Below are 17,289 nucleotides of genomic sequence, written 5' to 3'. Positions count from 1 at the left end.
GCCAGGACAGCGCGAAGCGGGGAGATAGCCCGTCCGGCGAGAGGGGGAAGGCCCCTCTATGAGGACAAGGGGCCTGGAATATCTCGCAAAAGTTCAAATAAAAATTTATGGGACAGCAATGAGCTGCTGGGTATATAAAAAGCTGCCGGAGAAATCTGGCAATTGCGCTGAATGCGCTGCCTGCTCGCGGTTAAGTCAGTCATTTATTTTCAGAACAATAACTGGTCTACGAGTTATCCGACAGCCCTCCTGGAATTCTTGTATCACTGTCTGATCACGACTCCTCCTGAGCAACACGAAATCCTCAAATATTCAATTCGGGTGCCAGTAAACCTTAAAAACAATTCTTCTTTATTCCATTAAATCTATTGACCTTAAAGTTAACTTCAAGGGTAGAGTCAGAGGCTGATTTGTTCACAGTTTCAGGGGGATTTTCAGTCTGAAACTGACTATCACAGCTAACAGGCGTCCGATAAACGGAGTAAAACGATGACCAATAATAATGCTCACCCGACTCAACCCAGCTGGATGATTTATGGTGCCAATGGCTACACCGGAGAATTAATTGCCCGCGAAGCTGTGCGCCGTGGCCAGCGTCCGATTCTTGCCGGGCGTAGCCTGGAAAAAATTCAGCCGTTGGCGAATGAGCTGGGATTAGAGGCACGGGCTTTCACCCTTAACGACACTCATCATGCCGCAGGCCAGATTCAGGGGTGCCATCTTCTGCTTAATTGCGCTGGGCCTTTTTCCGCTACTGCAGAACCTATGATTAACGCATGTCTTCAGGCTAAAGCTCATTACCTGGATATTACTGGTGAAATAGCCGTGTTTGAGTTGGCTCAGTCACTGAATAAACAAGCAGAGAGGGCAGGAATTGTAGTCTGCCCTGGCGTCGGCTTTGATGTGATTCCAACCGATTGCGTAGCTGCTGCGCTGAAACAAGCCATGCCAGATGCTACTCACCTGACGCTGGGTTTTGATACCCGCTCAGGCTTTTCGCCAGGCACTGCAAAAACATCGGTAGAAGGCATGGCGCAGGGCGGTAAAGTTCGTCGTAATGGTGTCATCACATCCGTGCCACTCGCCTATAAAGTCCGCCGCATTGATTTTGGCGATGGCGAAAAAACAGCGATGACCATTCCCTGGGGGGATGTATCTACTGCGTACCACACCACCGGCATTGCCAACATTGAAGTATTCCTGCCGGGCTCTCCTGCATTGATTGCCGGCGCTAAGCGAGCGAACTATATCCGCCCTCTGCTTGGTATTCGCTGGGTTCAGAATCTGATTAAGGCGCGTATTGGAAAATCAGTGAAAGGACCCAATGAGAACAAGCGAGCCAGTATGCCGACTTACGTATGGGGAGAAGTGAGTAATGCTCGGGGGGAACGTAAAACAGCGCGCATTCGCACGGCCAATGGCTACAGTCTGACCATTACCGGCTCATTGACCGTGGTTGATTATCTGCTGACAAATCAGCCTGCTGCCGGCACCTATACTCCGGCCGGCTTGCTCGGTCCGGAGCTGGTGAGCCGCTTACCGGAATCCGGTACGCTGCAGATCAGCTGATAAACCTGACGCGTGGCAGGCAGACGCCGCCACGCTGTTTTATTTCCCTATACAGAAGCTGCCGAAAATCTCTCCGAGCAGATCATCAGCAGTAAATTCACCGGTAATTTCATTCAGCGCGTTCTGCGCCATACGCAGATCTTCGGCCAGTAGTTCGCCAGCCCCCATACCTTCCAGCTGCTGACGGCCGTACTGAATTGCATCCTGAGCACGATTCAGTGCATCGATATGGCGACGACGGGCCAGGAAACCACCTTCTGCTGCAGCATCAAATCCCATCACATCTTTCAGGTGCTTACGCAGCACATCCACGCCAGCATTCTGCTTAGCCGACAGGGTAATAGTCGGGTAGCCACCCTGTTCGTGATACCCCAGCACCTCTGTGGATAAGTCTGCCTTATTGCGGATAACCGTGACACGGCCACTGTTCAGCAGTTCAGTCGCCTGCTGCTGTAAGCCGCGCTCATCGTAAAGCGCGTGCAGCAGTTTATCCGGATCGGTTTCTTCTGCGCTGGTTTTACTCGAGTCGATCATCAGCAACACGCGGTCAGCCTGACTGATTTCATCCCAGGCTCGCTGAATGCCAATGCGCTCGACTTCGTCCGGCGCATCGCGCAGGCCTGCGGTGTCGATCATATGCAACGGCATGCCATCGATATGGATATGCTCTTTCAGAACGTCGCGGGTGGTACCGGCAATATCAGTAACAATTGCTCGCTCCTTGCCTGCCAGAGCATTCAGAAGTGAGGACTTACCAGCGTTCGGACGCCCGGCAATCACCACATTCATACCTTCACGCAGAATCGCACCCTGGCTTGCCTCACGCATTACCGATTGCAGTTCGCGTTCGACACCATCAAGCATCGCTGCCACTTTGCCATCGGACAGGAAGTCGATTTCCTCTTCCGGAAAATCAATCGCCGCTTCCACATAGATGCGCAACTGAATCAGCTGATCCAGCAATGTATGCACACGTTTTGAGAACTCGCCCTGCATTGAACGCAAGGCACAGCGGGCTGCCTGCTCAGAAGCACAGTCAATCAGGTCAGCAATGGCTTCAGCCTGAGCCAGGTCCATTTTGTCGTTGAGGAAGGCGCGCTCGGAAAATTCTCCCGGGCGGGCAAGACGACAACCCATCGCCACCACTTCTTTCAGCAACAGATCCAGCACCACTGGTCCACCGTGACCCTGCAACTCCAGCACATCCTCACCAGTGAAGGAATTAGGGTTAGGGAAGAACAGCGCAATACCTTCATCCAGCACAGTGCCATCTGTTGCTTTGAAAGGTCCGTAATGGGCATAGCGCGGCTTTGGTTCAAAGCCCAGCACTGCCTGTGCAATCGCCATCGCCTTGCTACCCGACACGCGCACAATACCAACGCCTCCACGACCGGGGGCGGTAGCAATCGCGGTAATGGTGTCCTGATGAACTGGGCTGGTCATAACGGGTCCTGATCTGTGGTGCCGGAGGTATACCGCACGCTGATGTTCTTATAACTGATAAGTCGCTATTTTAGGGCAACAAAAAAGGCGCCGCAGCGCCTTTTTTGGTCCGATCACAGCAATCAGCTGTTTTCGATCTGTTTGGTAATCACATACTGCTGTGCAATCGACAGGATGTTGTTCACTACCCAGTACAGAACCAGACCTGCAGGGAACCACAGGAAGAAGATGGTAAAGATAACCGGCATGAACTGCATAACACGCGCCTGCATCGGATCTGGCGGAGTCGGGTTCAGCTTCATCTGGATGAACATGGAAGCACCCATGATCAGCGGCAGAATAAAGTAAGGGTCCATTACCGACATATCCTTAATCCACAGGAAGAACGGCGCCTGACGCAGCTCAACGGATTCCATCAGTACCCAGTAGAGTGCAATAAACACCGGCATCTGCACCAGAATCGGTAAACAGCCGCCCAGCGGATTAATTTTTTCATCGCGGTACAGCTTCATCATTTCCTGACCCAGCTTCTCGCGGTTATCACCGTACTTGTCTTTGATCTCCTGCATCTTCGGCGCAACTTTACGCATGTTGGCCATCGAGCGGTAAGACGTTGCAGACAGCTTGAAGAACGCCGCCTTAATCAGCACAGTCAGCAGGATAATTGCCACACCCCAGTTACCAACCAGGCCATGGAAGAAGCCCAGCAGCCAGAACAGAGGCTGAGCGATAAACCACAACCAGCCGTAGTCGACAGTCAGATCGAGGTTTTCAGCAATCTCCGCCAGACGATCCTGGATCTTAGGACCGACATACAGGCTCGCACCCATAGTCGCACTTTCACCCGGTGCGATGCTGGTTACGTTGTCATAGAAGCCAAAGATGTAGTTGCCTTTAACGAAGCGACCATTGTAGGTGTGCTGTTCTTCTTTAGCTGGCACCCAGGCCGCCAGGAAGTAGTGCTGCAGAATCGCTGCCCAACCGCCAGTCTGAACACTCTTGTACTGAGAGTCTTCCAGATCGTCGAAGGTTACTTTTTCGTAGCGCGTTTCTGAAGTCGTCAGAGCAGCACCCAGGTAAGCAGACATCCCCATATTGTTCGCTGCCGATGGATCACCTGAGCCATCACGCTTCAGCTGCGCATAAAAAACACCATTCCAGGCTTCAGCCGAGGTGTTTTTCACATTGAAGCTGATATCCATCAGATAGTCGCCGCGACGGAAGGTGAACACCTTTTCCACAATCGCTTTGTCAGTCTGAGTGGTCAGAACAACTTTCAGTTCGTCCTGACCCTCTTCCAGTGTGTAAGCGGTTGCTTCGCTGCTGTACAGCGCCGGACCCTGATTATCAGTTCCGTCAGTACCCAGCAGACCACTCTGTGCCACGTAAGTACGTGTCTGAGAGCGCTCCATCAGAGTGAAAGGCACATCTTTCTGATCAACAGCAACCGGATAAGCCGGCAACTTAACTTCCGCTACTTCACCACCACGCGGGTCGATCACCAGCTTCAGTACGTCAGTCTCGACGCGGATCAGTTCACCACTGGCCTGAGCCACAACCGGTTCACTGCCTGCTACCTGAGGAGCATCGCTGGACGCAGGTAATGCTGCATCAGTGGTATCAGGAAGATCAGGGGTAATAACAGTGGATTCAGCAGTCGTTGCCTGAGACTGAGGTTTCTGACCGTAGTCGTCGTTCCAGGCAAGGATGAGGAAATACGAGCTAATGGCCAAGCCAATAAAAATGACCGTGCGGCGGATATCCATGATTAGGGTTTCCGTTGACAACAATGAGAGGAATGGTTGGGTAAATCAGGTACCGGATCCACACCGTGGGAGCCCCAGGGATGGCACCGGAGTAACCGTTTTACAGCTAAATGACCACCGCGCAAAGCACCATAACGGCGTATTGCTTCTTCAGCGTAAGCAGAACAGGTAGGGAAATAGCGACAACGGCTGGGAAGTAAAGGGCTGATTGCGTAGCGATAGACAGAGATAAGCGACAACAACACTTTAGCGCCGGGTTTTGCGGCGGTTGTTTCGGTTGCCTTTTGCTTGTCTGTCATTAGATGGGCGCTTCAATCTGAACCAAAGGCCGTCAATCATCTCACGAATTTGCTGGTTGTCCAGTTCGGCGAGACCAGAGCGGGCCAGAACCACAAAATCCAGGGACGCCATCTCATTCTGACGATGGCGAAAAGATTCCCGAATCAATCGTTTGATCCGGTTGCGGTCTACAGCCCGTTTGATCTGCTTTTTAGCCAGCACGAAGCCGAGTCTGGCCTGGTCCTGCTCATTCGACGTTGCCAGCACCAGAAGGTGAGGCGAACTGCCGCGCAGTTCAGTGTTGTCAAAAACGCGTTTGAATTCCGCAGGTTTGAGAATTCTCGCTGTGCGGGGAAACGCGATCTCTGACATCAATAAAACTACGCAGCGTCAGATGATCAGTTAAACAGTCAGACTGTGACGGCCTTTAGCACGACGACGAGCCAGAACCTGACGACCGTTTTTGGTAGCCATGCGAGCACGGAAACCGTGAGTACGCTTACGCTTCAGTACGCTTGGTTGAAAAGTACGTTTCATATCACTGTCACCCAGTTAAGTGAATAGGGGCAAATTTTTAAGGGCGTGAATTGTATGAGAAACCACCAGTAATAGCAACGCCGTATTTGCAGTGATTTTTCATGTTGGTTTCTGAATGAATTTCAGGTTTTTTCACATTGGGATCTTACTGACTGAAATACTTATGAATATGTATTGAGGAAAGAAAGGAGAGAAGTTCGTTATTTTTATGTATTAGTCAGGCCTTATCTGTGCATAACCGCAAAAAATCTATAAAAATCAATGGTTTGCTGGAATCATAAGTCTATGGGTTTCCTGCTGGAATGCTATTGAACAGACGTCAGTAAGCTCGGGATGAAATGTGAATGAAACAGACGTTTGAATGAAACAGAGACTTTTCCACAATTCTGTCCGGAAGAAACCCGGTAGTTTATCCACAAAGTTATCCTTGATGCTCACTCAAAGGACTTTCTGTGGATAACCTGTCCCGGCTCAGTTAGAATGTGCGGCTCGTTTGAAATTCGACAGTGGACAGACTCTAGTGGCACTCACAGCACTGTGGCAGGAATGCCTGGGACAACTTCAGCATGAACTTCCGGCTCAACAGTACAACACCTGGATTCGTCCATTGGTGGCGAATGATGACAGCGGTCAGCTGGTTGTCAGTGCGCCTAACCGTTTTGTAAAAGACTGGGTCAAAGATAAATACCTGCAGCGCATTCAGGAAATTCTGTCTGATCTGAATGGTGGCCGTATTACCCATATAGAGCTTGCTGTCGGTGAAGCACAACCGATGTTTCAGCGCCCTGATGTCAGCCGCCCGGTGAACCCGCCACCTCGTCCACAGCCTTCAGCGCCAGCAGGAAACATCAGTTTTGCTGCACCAAGGCATGAGCCTGAGCAAATCACCTTTGATGATGCTGGCTTTGCTGATGCGTCTTTTATGGCGAACACGCCAGCACCTGCTGCTCCTTCATTTACTTCCGGTTTCAATGAACCAGCGCCTGCACCAGTGCGCCCTAAGCGTGAAGTGCAGGTAGAAGGGGGTTTGCAGCACCAGAGTTTCCTTAATCCTTCGTTTACCTTTAAAACCTTTGTTGAAGGTAAATCGAACCAGCTGGCTCATGCGGCTGCACGTCAGGTTGCGGAGAATGCCGGTGGCTCTTACAACCCACTCTTTATATATGGTGGTGTGGGTCTGGGTAAGACGCACCTTATGCACGCTGTGGGTAACTACCTGCAAAGCAAGAACCCGAACGCCAAAGTGCTCTACGTACATTCAGAGCGCTTCGTGCAGGACATGGTAAAAGCCCTGCAACTGAATGCGATTAATGAATTCAAGCGCTTCTATCGTGGCCTCGATGCGCTGCTGATTGATGACATTCAGTTCTTTGCCGGTAAAGAGCGTTCCCAGGAAGAGTTTTTTCACACCTTTAATGCGCTGCTTGAAGGTGGTCAGCAGATGATTCTGACCTGCGATCGTTACCCGAAAGAAATTAACGGCCTTGAAGAGCGACTGAAAAGTCGTTTTGGTTGGGGCCTGACGGTGGCCGTTGAGCCGCCGGAGCTGGAAACCCGGGTTGCTATCTTAATGAAGAAGGCAGAGCAGACAGGCGTTAACCTGCCGGATGACGCTGCTTTCTTTATAGCTCAGAAAATTCGCTCCAATGTGCGCGAGTTAGAAGGTGCGCTTAAGCGTGTTGTCGCCAACGCACATTTTACCGGCAGCGAAATCACGCTTCCTTTTATTAAGGAATCGTTAAAAGATCTGCTCGCGTTGCAGGATAAACAGGTCAGCATCGACAATATTCAGCGAATTGTGGCTGAGTATTACAAAATCAAGATGGCTGATTTATTATCTAAGCGCCGCACCCGCTCGATTGCCCGTCCACGTCAGGTGGCGATGGCTCTGAGCAAGGAACTGACGAACCACAGTTTGCCGGAAATCGGTGACGCGTTTGGTGGTCGTGACCATACAACAGTTCTGCATGCGTGCCGCAAGATTAAAGAATTACAGGAAACAACAGCCGATGTGCGGGAAGACTACAAAAATCTCCTGCGCTCGCTGACAACCTGATCTGGCTGATTTATCAGTCGGAAAGACCAGACAATTTACGATTTAACGCAATCAGAGGCGCTGTTCAGAATGAACTCGCCCAGGACCAGAGTGGAGAACCATGAAATTCGTTATCTCTAGGGAAGCCCTGCTTCGTCCTCTGCAGTTGGTGGCCGGTGTAGTAGAAAAGCGCCAGACACTGCCAGTACTCTCAAACGTACTGCTTGAGGTAGAAGGCCAGCAGCTGTCGCTGACTGGTACGGATCTGGAAGTCGAACTGGTCGGACGCGTTACGCTGGACGAAGTTGGCCAGGAAGGTGAGATTACGGTACCAGCTAAGAAGCTGATGGATATCTGCCGCTCATTGCCGGATGGTGCCCAGATTGAAGTCGAGCAGGAAGAGCAGCGTGTGAACGTCCGCTCTGGTCGCTCGCGTTTCACTCTGTCGACTTTGCCAGCCACCGAATTCCCGAACGTAGAAAACATTGCCGGTGAGCAGAGCTTTGCTCTGGAGCAATCTGCGCTGCGTCGCGTGATTGATCGCACCAGTTTTGCTATGGCTCAGCAGGATGTTCGTTACTACCTGAACGGTATGCTGTTCGAGGTAACACCAAACTCTCTGCGTACGGTTTCAACTGACGGTCACCGCCTGGCAACCTGTAACGTTGCTATTTCTGGTCCTGACACAGCACAGCAGATCATTTTGCCGCGTAAAGGCGTGCTGGAGCTGGCTAAGCTGCTGACAGACCCTGAATCCAGTGTCAGCCTGTCGCTGAGCACCAATCATCTGCGTGCCCGTACCGATAACTTCACTTTCACCTCGAAACTGGTGGATGGCAAGTTCCCGGATTACAACCGAGTTATTCCGAAGAACGGCAGCAACGTGATGCTGGCCGATCGTACCGAGCTGCGTCAGGTATTCAACCGTACTGCGATTCTCTCCAACGAGAAGTACCGTGGTGTGCGTATGGTACTGGAGCAGGATCTGGTTAAGGTATTCGCGAATAACCCGGAGCAGGAAGAAGCAGAAGAATCACTGGCGGTACAGTACGCCGGCGATGCCATGGAAATGGGTTTCAACGTCTCCTACCTGCAGGATGTAATGGGTGTTCTCGATACACAGCTGGTTAAAATGACCCTGTCTGACCCTAACAGCAGCGCACTGCTGGAAGAGCCTGAAGGTGGCGATGCCATGTATGTTGTTATGCCGATGCGCCTGTAGTTAAGGGGTAGATCAGGTAAAACTATCTGCGTTGCCATCGCGTTGTTAAGAACAGGTTCATAATGCTCATTTATAAAGTCATAAACTGCGCTTATTCACCTGTTGCCGCCTTGCGATGGCTGCCTCGAGGACGTTTTCCTCAGGTGTCCTTCTTATGAGAAGTCTCTATGCCAATCCGGCAGCTTAAAGTCAGCGGCGTGCGTAATCTGCAGCCGCTGGACCTTTCTCTTCACTCCGGTGTGAATTTCATCTACGGACCCAATGGTTCGGGTAAGACCAGCATCCTTGAATCCATCGTATTGGTGGCGGCTGGCAAATCGTTCCGTACCTCTCAGCTTAAGCATGTGCTGACTCACGATGCTGATCGCATTGAGATTGAAATGAATGTCGAGGATGAAAGTCTTGGCGAATGCCACCTCGATAGCTTGCGTCTTAAAGGTGGCGATCATTTGCTTAAGCTGAATGGTTCAGTACTGACTTCCCAAGCAGAGGCCTCTCATTGGTTACCGGTGCAGGTGATTGATCCAACCACGTTCAGGTTATTGTCGGGTTCTCCGGAAGAACGACGCCAGTTTATCGACTGGGGAGTGTTCCACGTGGAACATTCCTTCATGGAACAGTGGAAGACGTTCCGCAAGCAGCTTAAACAGCGCAACTCCGTGCTTAAGCAAAAGGAAGATGAATGGTTGTCGGTATGGACCAAAGGCTTTATCGAGAGCGCATTGGTGATCGATCAGTATCGGCGAGATTACCTAAAACGCTTTAAACCGGAGTTTGAACGAATCTTAGCTGCCCTCGACCCGGATACCAAAGTGCAACTCGCTTATTACCCTGGCTGGGATAAGGATTCGGAGCTTGCAGATGTCCTGGAGCGTCAGCAGGAGCGTGATATGGTGCTTGGCTATACCCAGGCAGGGCCTCATCGCGCAGAGCTGCGTATAAAGGTGGACAAGCAGCCTGCTGCCGAGATTCTTAGCCGGGGTCAGCAAAAAACGGTCGTGGCGGCTTTGAAAATTGCCCAGGGGGCAATGTTCCAGCAGGAGAGTGGTCGGAGAACCATCTACTTAGTTGATGATCTTGCATCAGAACTGGACGAAAAACACCGTTTTGCTTTATGCAAGCTGCTGGAAGATTTAAAATGTCAGGTCTTCATCACGAGCATTGATAAAGAAAAACTGACAGATATCTGGAAGCCGGAAGATGCCTGTTTGTTCCACGTGGAACATGGGTGCGTCAACCAGGAAAGCTTCTGACAATAAGACACTGTCGCCTTATCTGTAGGCTCGAAAGCGGGCTGAAGCGGAATAGCCCGCGACGCAAAGAATATTAAGAGGAACACCGAATGAGTGAGCAGAGTTACGACTCGTCGAGTATTAAGGTCCTGAAGGGCCTGGATGCCGTACGCAAACGCCCGGGTATGTACATCGGGGATACCGACGATGGTACCGGTCTGCACCACATGGTGTTCGAGGTGGTGGATAACTCCATCGACGAAGCCCTGGCGGGCCACTGCGATCAGGTCGACGTGGTTATCCACGAAGATAACTCTGTATCGGTTGGCGATAACGGTCGTGGTATTCCGACTGAACTGCACCCTGAAGAGGGCGTGTCTGCAGCCGAGGTTATCCTGACTGTGCTGCATGCCGGCGGTAAGTTCGACGACAATTCCTATAAGGTTTCCGGTGGTCTGCACGGTGTAGGTGTTTCGGTGGTAAACGCACTGTCAGAAAAGCTGAAACTGACCATTCGTCGTGGCGGTAAGGTATACGAGCAGGAATACACCCACGGTGTGCCGGATTACCCGCTGAAAGAAGTCGGTGTTACCGATACCACAGGTACCAGCGTGCGTTTCCTGCCATCCAAGGAAACCTTCACCAAAACTGTATTCAGCTACGATTATCTGGCCAAGCGTCTGCGTGAACTGTCGTTCCTGAACTCAGGTGTTCGTATTCACCTGAAAGATGAGCGTGTTGCTGACAAAGAAGATGTATTCGAATTTGAAGGTGGTCTGGCGTCTTTTGTTGGCTACCTGAACGAAGGCAAGAATGCGATTAACGAGGTGTTCCACTTTAACGCTGAGCGTGAAGATGGCATCTCGGTTGAAGTGGCGATGCAGTGGAACGACAGCTTCCAGGAAAACATCCATTGCTATACCAACAACATCCCGCAGCGCGATGGTGGTACTCACCTTGCGGGTTTCCGTGCCGCACTGACTCGCAGCCTGAACACCTATATCGAGAAAGAAGGCCTGGCCAAGAAAGCGAAAATCGCCACCACCGGTGACGATGCCCGTGAAGGCCTGACAGCGATTATCTCGGTTAAAGTGCCGGACCCTAAGTTCAGCTCGCAGACTAAAGACAAGCTGGTGTCCAGTGAAGTGAAGCCTGCTGTTGAGCAGGAAATGGGTCGTCTGTTCTCCGATTACCTGCTGGAAAACCCACAGCAGGCGAAAGACCTGGTTGGTAAGATGATCGATGCTGCACGTGCTCGTGAAGCTGCCCGTAAGGCGCGTGAAATGACCCGTCGTAAGGGTGCTCTGGATATCGCTGGCCTGCCGGGCAAGCTTGCTGACTGTCAGGAAAAAGATCCTGCCATGTCTGAAATTTACCTGGTGGAAGGTGACTCCGCGGGCGGTTCTGCAAAGCAGGGTCGTGACCGCCGGACTCAGGCAATTCTGCCGCTGAAAGGTAAGATTCTGAACGTAGAAAAAGCTCGCTTCGACAAGATGCTGTCATCGGCTGAAGTTGGCACTCTGATCACCGCGTTGGGTTGTGGTATCGGTCGTGAAGAGTTCAATCCGGATAAACTGCGTTATCACAGCATCATCATCATGACCGATGCGGACGTCGACGGTGCGCACATTCGTACGCTGCTGTTGACCTTCTTCTTCCGTCAGATGCCGGAAATCATCGAGCGTGGCCATATCTTTATTGCGCAGCCACCGCTGTACAAAATCAAGCGTGGCAAGCAGGAGCAGTACATTAAGGATGAGGAAGCGATGGAAGCTTACCTTACCCATGTTGCACTGGATAAAGCCGCACTTCATCCGTCTGCAGACGCGCCAAGCATCACTGATGAATCCTTCGCTGAGCTGGTTGCAGACTACCGTGCAGCACAGGATACCGTCAGCCGTATGGCCAATATGCTGCCACGTGAAGTGCTGCATCAACTGCTTACGCTGCCGCGTATGAACGCGGAGTCTCTGGCTGATAAAGCAGCGGCAGAAGCATGGACCTCTAAGTTGCGTGAGACACTGCCTGATGCCGGCCGTAGTGGTAGCCACTTCCATATTGAAGTTGTATCCGACGCTGAGCACAACAGCAACAAAGTGCTGGTGAAAGTGATCACTCACGGTATTCCGAAAGAGTTCTACCTCGATGCGGATTTCTTTGCTGGCTCTGGCTACAACAAGCTGGCCACTATGAGCGAGAAACTGGCAGCGACTCTGGAAGATGGCGCCTATATTCAGCGTGGTGAACGTGTACACGTGATTGAGGACTTCTGGGACACCATCCAGTGGTTGCTGAACGAAGCCAAGAAAGGCTTCAACATCCAGCGCTATAAAGGTCTGGGTGAGATGAACCCTGAGCAGTTATGGGAAACCACTATGGACCCGGCAACCCGCCGTATGCTGCGCGTTAGCATCGAAGACGCCATCGGCGCCGATAAGATGTTTACCACCCTGATGGGTGATGACGTTGAACCGCGTCGTGCGTTTATCGAAGCCAACGCACTGAACGTAGCGAACCTGGATTTCTGATCCGGTTTAACGTTTAGCTGAGAGAGTGTTCCACGTGGAACACGACTCTCAGTGAGAGGCGAAATGATAGCCCCGCTTACAGATGTAAGTGGGGCTTTTTATTTGGGCATAAAAAAAGCCGCTGTAATAACAGCGGCTTAAAGAAGTCCGGGATCTTGGAGAGAGTTGGACTTAACGAAGGAAAGCAAGAAACGATAACCTGACGGTATATGTGCTCACTAAGTACTTTGAATATCAGTGTGCAGGAAAGTTCCACTGCATCAGAAATTCACTGAATTTTATTTCCTTTGTGACTCCGCACGCTAAAGATCGCCCATCTGATAGCCGAGCAGACTGAGTCAACGACCTCAGATATATTTCCTGAATAGACGTACTGACGTTCCAATATGGCAATAGTGGCCTGAAATGGCATGCGCGATGGCCTATACAGATTCCTATAATGGGCGTCTAACAATAACAACAATGGTACTCACTATGTCTAAGCTCGCCTCGGGCCTGCTCTCCTGTGCTCTTCTTCTGACTTCCTCGCTGTTCAGTGGCAGTTCTCTGGCCATGTCGACTTCTCCGGCGACTGGTTACACTCAGACCCGCTATCCGGTCATGCTGGTGCAGGGTATTCTGGCGTTCGATTCCATCGCTGGTGTGGATTACTGGTACAAGATTGCGGATAAGCTGGAAGCAGAAGGTGCAACGGTGTTCACAGCGCACATCAATGCCTTTAATGATTCTGTCAGTCGCGGCGAGCAGTTGATCGCTGAACTGGACAACATCCGCGCTACCCATCCGGGTATTGAAAAATTTAACCTTATCGCTCATAGCCAGGGAGGGCTGACATCGCGCTACGTGATGAATGTACGGCCTGATCTGGTGGCATCGGTGACGACGATGGGGTCGCCTCACCAGGGCGCACCTGTTGCGGATGTTCTGAACGGGGTATTCGCGGAGGGAACATTACAGGGCGGTCTGTTTGAAACCGTAGTAAACGCAGTCGGTAGCCTGATTGACCGCCTGTCCGGCGACAGTGTCGGAACCGGTGATGCGCGCTCATTAACCCGTGAGTTTACCCGTGAGGGCGCACAGGCATTTAACCGCGCTTTTCCTGCTGGTTTACCTGCAACCAGCTGTGGTGAGGGAGCTGCCAGTGTAACGCTGCAGGGGCATAGTATTCGTCTTTACTCCTGGGCGGGAGCGCAGCCATTTACCAATATTCTTGACCCTCTGGACTACCTGTTTGCGACAACCGGTCTTCTGCATGGCGGCGAAAAGAATGATGGCATTACTGGTCGCTGCTCAAGTCATTTCGGTAAAGTCATTCGCGATGACTATGCGATGAACCATGGCGACCTTATAAACCAGGTGCTGGGTCTGCATTCTCTGACCAGTACCGATCCGCTCAGCTTATACCGCACACATGCTAATCGCCTGAAGCAAGCCGGATTGTGAGTAAGTATTTACCTTACTTTGCAGGCACTCTGTTGCTGGCGATTGTTGCCACCGGGCTGCTGCGGCCCGGTACATCGATTACCGTTACAGACCAGGAAGAAGTGGAGCTGGGTAGCAATGCTGTAAGTATTCCCCTGGCTGCCACACAGGCGACCTCTGAGGGGCATGGTGTGCAGCTGCTCAGTCTGAATAATGAACTTCAGATAACAGCGGCACTGCGTGATCTGTTTGATTACTACCTGCAGGACCTTGGGCCGGATAGCCTGCAGGATGTTTCTGCGCGCGTGCAACAGGCGCTGGCTGCTCAGCTGCAGGGGCAGGCGTTGCAGCAGGCGCAGACTATCTTTGCCGACTACCTGTCTTACAGGCAGGCGCTCAGCTCACTGGATCAGGAATATCCGCCACCGGATGACGTCAGTCAGGGAGAGTACCTGGCGCTGCTGCAGGATCGCCAGCGCGCGCTGGTTGCGCTGCAGGACCAGATTCTCGGACCTGATGTTGCCGGGATACTGTTTGCTTTTGACCGCAGACTGGATAACTACACGCTGGAGAGGGCTGCCCTCATGGCATCGGATATAGCGGATGATGTCCGACAGCAGGCGCTGCTTAATTTGCAGGCCGGGCTGCCAGAGGCGACCCGTCTTCAGCAATACAAGGATCAACAGCAGCAGCGGTTATTGGCCATTGATCGTTCTGACTTATCGGCTGCACAGCGCTATGAGCAACGTGCACAGCTGGTTGGAGGAGAAGCGGCTCAGCGCCTGTCGCAACTGGACAGTCAGCGTGCGAACTGGCAACAGCGACTGGACAATTTTCGACGCGATATTGCGCAGGTTAAAGAAGCCGGTCTGGAAGGAGCAGATGCCGAGCAGGCTTATCAGCGCTTGCTGGCAGCGCAGTTTGATTCATCAGAATGGTTGCGGGTCAGAGCCCTGACAGGCCTGCTTACTGGCAGCGACGGGCTCTAGTTTCCTTGCTGACTGTCTGGGCTAGAAGCGTTTGCCACTGCTGTCAGCCGCGACCAACTCACCAGTGAAAGGGGTCGCCGAGATACGGTCGACCTGACTGTTAATCCAGTTTTCGGTCAGTGTACTCAGTTCGGCGGTGGTCAGCTCTGCATCTGGCTCTACAGGTGCACTGATCACCAGGCGAATGGTACCCGGACGTTTTACCCAGGAGTCATTTGGCCAGCACTCACCTGAGTTATGGGCAATGGCCAGTACTGGTGCCCCGGCTTTGGTTGCCAGCATCGCTCCGCCTTTGGAAAAGGTTTTACGTTTGCCGGGGGCAACGCGTGTGCCCTCGGGAAAGACCAGTACGTGTATGCCACTGTGCAGCCGGTCGGAGCCCTGTGAGATCACCTGTTTCAGGGCGCTGGTGCGATGCGTACGATCAATGAAAATCGGGTGAATCAGGTTCAGCATCCAGCCGAACAGGGGGAGATAAAACAGCTCCTTTTTCACCACCTGCACATGCGGTGCAATCAGGGTTGGCAGAAAAAAGGTTTCCCAGGTGCTCTGGTGTTTGCTCAGTAAAACATAGCCACGGCCATCGCTGGGAATGTGTTCGCGCCCCTCGACCTCGCAGCGTATGCCACACAGCAGGCGTAACCCCCATATGGTGATCTGGCAGGGAATTACCATGACGAAATAGTTGCGTGCTTTCAGCGGCAGGAAGATACCAATGGTAAAGCTGGGAATAAACCAGATGAGCGTAACCAGGGTAAGCCAGGCGTAAAAGAAGGTGGTTCTGACTTTGAAGATGCTTTCGGCTATAGCCGATGTGTCGTTTGCCTTGTCCGTGGATGTTGCCATAGGGCCGCCGCTGTTCTGGTAGTTATTACATCTTTATACCATCAGTGTGTGTTCTGGTTTGTTACCAGAATTCCTCAAACCTTTTCCTGTCTTCTTTAAGGCATGCCGTGTTTACGCAGAGGCCATTCAGCATACACGGGTTAAGCCGTAAGCATCAGGATGGAATTATTTAACTGGCACCATGGTACCTTGTTGATAGATTTCCCAAAGGGCAGAAAATTTTGCTCCGTACGCTAATAAGAATAAGGAAATCGTATGCACAAATCACTGCGTTGTACCTCTGTACTGGCACTGGCATCAGCCCTGGCGGGCTGTGGGGGAGATGGTAGCTAAAACCAGCTGCAGTCTGACATTCAGCTGACGCCAGAAAATCCGATAAGCACCGAAGCAACGAAAACGCTGGCGTTTACCGTTGATGTCAGCGCTGCGCTGAATGCCGGTGTCTCCGCCTCTCGCGTGGAGGTGAGGGTTTTCAACGATCTGCTGGAGCGCCAATTAACCGCGGGCATTACCGAGCAGACGGCTGCTGTGAGCTTTTCTGAATTACCGCTGGGTAGCTACAGTATCAGCGTAGCGGTTTATGACGGTGAGGATCTGATTGCAACCGGTAGTGGCAGTGCTCAGGTAACGGCTGACAGTACGACCACCGTCAGCCTGTTGCTGAGTCCACTGACAGGCGGCCTGGATGTAGCGATTTGTCTGCCTGATATTGCCACTCAGTATTTCAATGGTAGCGGCTCAGGCGAGCTGGTACACATTGAAAATCCGGCGTTGGAGCCTGGCGACGAACAGCCAGCGGCACAGGTCTATCATTCGGCTATGGACGCCATCAGTCAGCTTACTTTCGACTACCGTGTTGGCGATGGTGTTATTCCGATTGTCGGGGAGAATGAACTGATTCCTTTGCATACTGATCATGGTGCGCGTCTGATTATTAGCGATGGCGACGACACACTGATGGAACTGGCAGGCTGTAATACACAACTACTGGTCAGCAGAAACTCAGGCCGGATTAATCTGTGGTATGTGATGCCGGAGGCTTATCACGGTGAAATCGATGTACAGATGCAGGGAATGACTCTCGGCTCGATTATCAGCGAACATCTGGCAATGGTGGTGACACTGACGGACAGTGATGGTGATGCGGGAATCAGCAGTGCAGAGACCTTAAGTGATATCGACTTTGCGCGTCTCGAAGAGCAAAAGCTTACCCTGGGCGTACCACTGCCTTCCGAGTTCACCGGCATGACCGGGCTGTTGTTGAGTGAGCCTGACAGTATGATTGAGCAGGCGCTCTTTTACTCACATACGCAGTAACAAAAAAAGCCGGCAGTCGCCCACTGCTGTCCCACAGTTTTAAAGGTATCTGTTTTCTATAAACGACTTTTAAATCCGCAGTGCCTACTGCCTACCAGGGGAAC

At 51.9% G+C, this 17,289-nt stretch carries 14 protein-coding genes; 8 read left to right on the top strand and 6 right to left on the bottom strand.

Annotation, left to right across the window (positions count from 1 at the left end; genetic code table 11):
- Positions 1–489: 489 nt before the first annotated feature.
- A complete protein-coding gene (locus I9W95_RS00985) occupies positions 490–1,569 on the top strand; it encodes a saccharopine dehydrogenase family protein (protein WP_225670846.1) in 1,080 nt (359 codons plus the stop codon).
- Positions 1,570–1,608: 39 nt separating this feature from the next.
- Here I9W95_RS00985 and mnmE read toward each other — a convergent pair whose 3' ends face one another.
- From mnmE to rpmH, 5 genes are all read right to left on the bottom strand, one after another.
- Positions 1,609–3,012, bottom strand: coding sequence for a tRNA uridine-5-carboxymethylaminomethyl(34) synthesis GTPase MnmE (mnmE, locus tag I9W95_RS00980; protein WP_225670844.1), 1,404 nt, complete (start codon positions 3,010–3,012; stop codon positions 1,609–1,611).
- Positions 3,013–3,134: 122 nt separating this feature from the next.
- The gene (gene yidC, locus I9W95_RS00975) at positions 3,135–4,778 is read right to left on the bottom strand and encodes a membrane protein insertase YidC (RefSeq protein ID WP_225670836.1); all 1,644 of its coding nucleotides are present in this window, start codon (positions 4,776–4,778) and stop codon (positions 3,135–3,137) included.
- 2 nt (positions 4,779–4,780) lie between these two features.
- Positions 4,781–5,077, bottom strand: a complete 297-nt coding sequence (gene yidD, locus I9W95_RS00970) for a membrane protein insertion efficiency factor YidD (protein WP_225670834.1) — start codon at positions 5,075–5,077, stop codon at positions 4,781–4,783.
- Entirely contained in the window at positions 5,025–5,429 is a 405-nt protein-coding gene (rnpA, locus tag I9W95_RS00965) for a ribonuclease P protein component (RefSeq protein ID WP_225670826.1), read from the bottom strand. The genes yidD and rnpA overlap by 53 nt, the downstream gene beginning before the upstream one ends.
- Before the next feature lie 30 nt (positions 5,430–5,459).
- Positions 5,460–5,594: a 50S ribosomal protein L34 gene (gene rpmH, locus I9W95_RS00960; RefSeq protein ID WP_225670825.1), complete on the bottom strand. Its 135-nt coding sequence runs from the start codon at positions 5,592–5,594 to the stop codon at positions 5,460–5,462.
- A 520-nt stretch (positions 5,595–6,114) separates the two neighbouring features.
- On the opposite strand from rpmH, the gene dnaA reads away from it, so the two are divergent.
- From dnaA to I9W95_RS00930, 6 genes are all read left to right on the top strand, one after another.
- Positions 6,115–7,650 carry a chromosomal replication initiator protein DnaA gene (gene dnaA, locus I9W95_RS00955; RefSeq protein ID WP_225670823.1) on the top strand — a complete coding sequence of 512 codons (1,536 nt, stop codon included), beginning with the start codon at positions 6,115–6,117 and terminating at the stop codon, positions 7,648–7,650.
- A gap of 100 nt (positions 7,651–7,750) precedes the next feature.
- Positions 7,751–8,851, top strand: a complete 1,101-nt coding sequence (dnaN, locus tag I9W95_RS00950; RefSeq protein ID WP_225670821.1) for a DNA polymerase III subunit beta — start codon at positions 7,751–7,753, stop codon at positions 8,849–8,851.
- A 167-nt stretch (positions 8,852–9,018) separates the two neighbouring features.
- Positions 9,019–10,104, top strand: coding sequence for a DNA replication/repair protein RecF (recF, locus tag I9W95_RS00945; RefSeq protein ID WP_225670812.1), 1,086 nt, complete (start codon positions 9,019–9,021; stop codon positions 10,102–10,104).
- Positions 10,105–10,193: 89 nt separating this feature from the next.
- On the top strand, positions 10,194–12,611 hold the full coding sequence (gene gyrB, locus I9W95_RS00940; protein ID WP_225670810.1) for a DNA topoisomerase (ATP-hydrolyzing) subunit B: 2,418 nt from the start codon (positions 10,194–10,196) through the stop codon (positions 12,609–12,611).
- Between the two features lie 474 nt (positions 12,612–13,085).
- Positions 13,086–14,054, top strand: a complete 969-nt coding sequence (locus tag I9W95_RS00935) for a lipase family alpha/beta hydrolase (protein WP_225670802.1) — start codon at positions 13,086–13,088, stop codon at positions 14,052–14,054.
- Positions 14,051–15,022, top strand: a complete 972-nt coding sequence (locus I9W95_RS00930; protein WP_225670800.1) for a lipase secretion chaperone — start codon at positions 14,051–14,053, stop codon at positions 15,020–15,022. The genes I9W95_RS00935 and I9W95_RS00930 overlap by 4 nt, the downstream gene beginning before the upstream one ends.
- A gap of 21 nt (positions 15,023–15,043) precedes the next feature.
- Here I9W95_RS00930 and I9W95_RS00925 read toward each other — a convergent pair whose 3' ends face one another.
- Positions 15,044–15,868, bottom strand: a complete 825-nt coding sequence (locus I9W95_RS00925) for a lysophospholipid acyltransferase family protein (RefSeq protein WP_225670798.1) — start codon at positions 15,866–15,868, stop codon at positions 15,044–15,046.
- 528 nt (positions 15,869–16,396) lie between these two features.
- Between I9W95_RS00925 and I9W95_RS00920 the strand changes: the two genes are divergently transcribed.
- Positions 16,397–17,185 carry a hypothetical protein gene (locus I9W95_RS00920; RefSeq protein ID WP_225670796.1) on the top strand — a complete coding sequence of 263 codons (789 nt, stop codon included), beginning with the start codon at positions 16,397–16,399 and terminating at the stop codon, positions 17,183–17,185.
- The last annotated feature ends 104 nt before the right edge of the window (positions 17,186–17,289 follow it).

Source organism: Thalassolituus marinus (assembly GCF_020320395.1).
GTDB classification, from domain to species: Bacteria; Pseudomonadota; Gammaproteobacteria; order Pseudomonadales; family Oceanobacteraceae; genus Venatoribacter; species Venatoribacter marinus.
The sequence above is the reverse complement of the archived record's forward strand: the minus strand, read 5'-3'. Positions and strand labels throughout refer to the sequence as shown.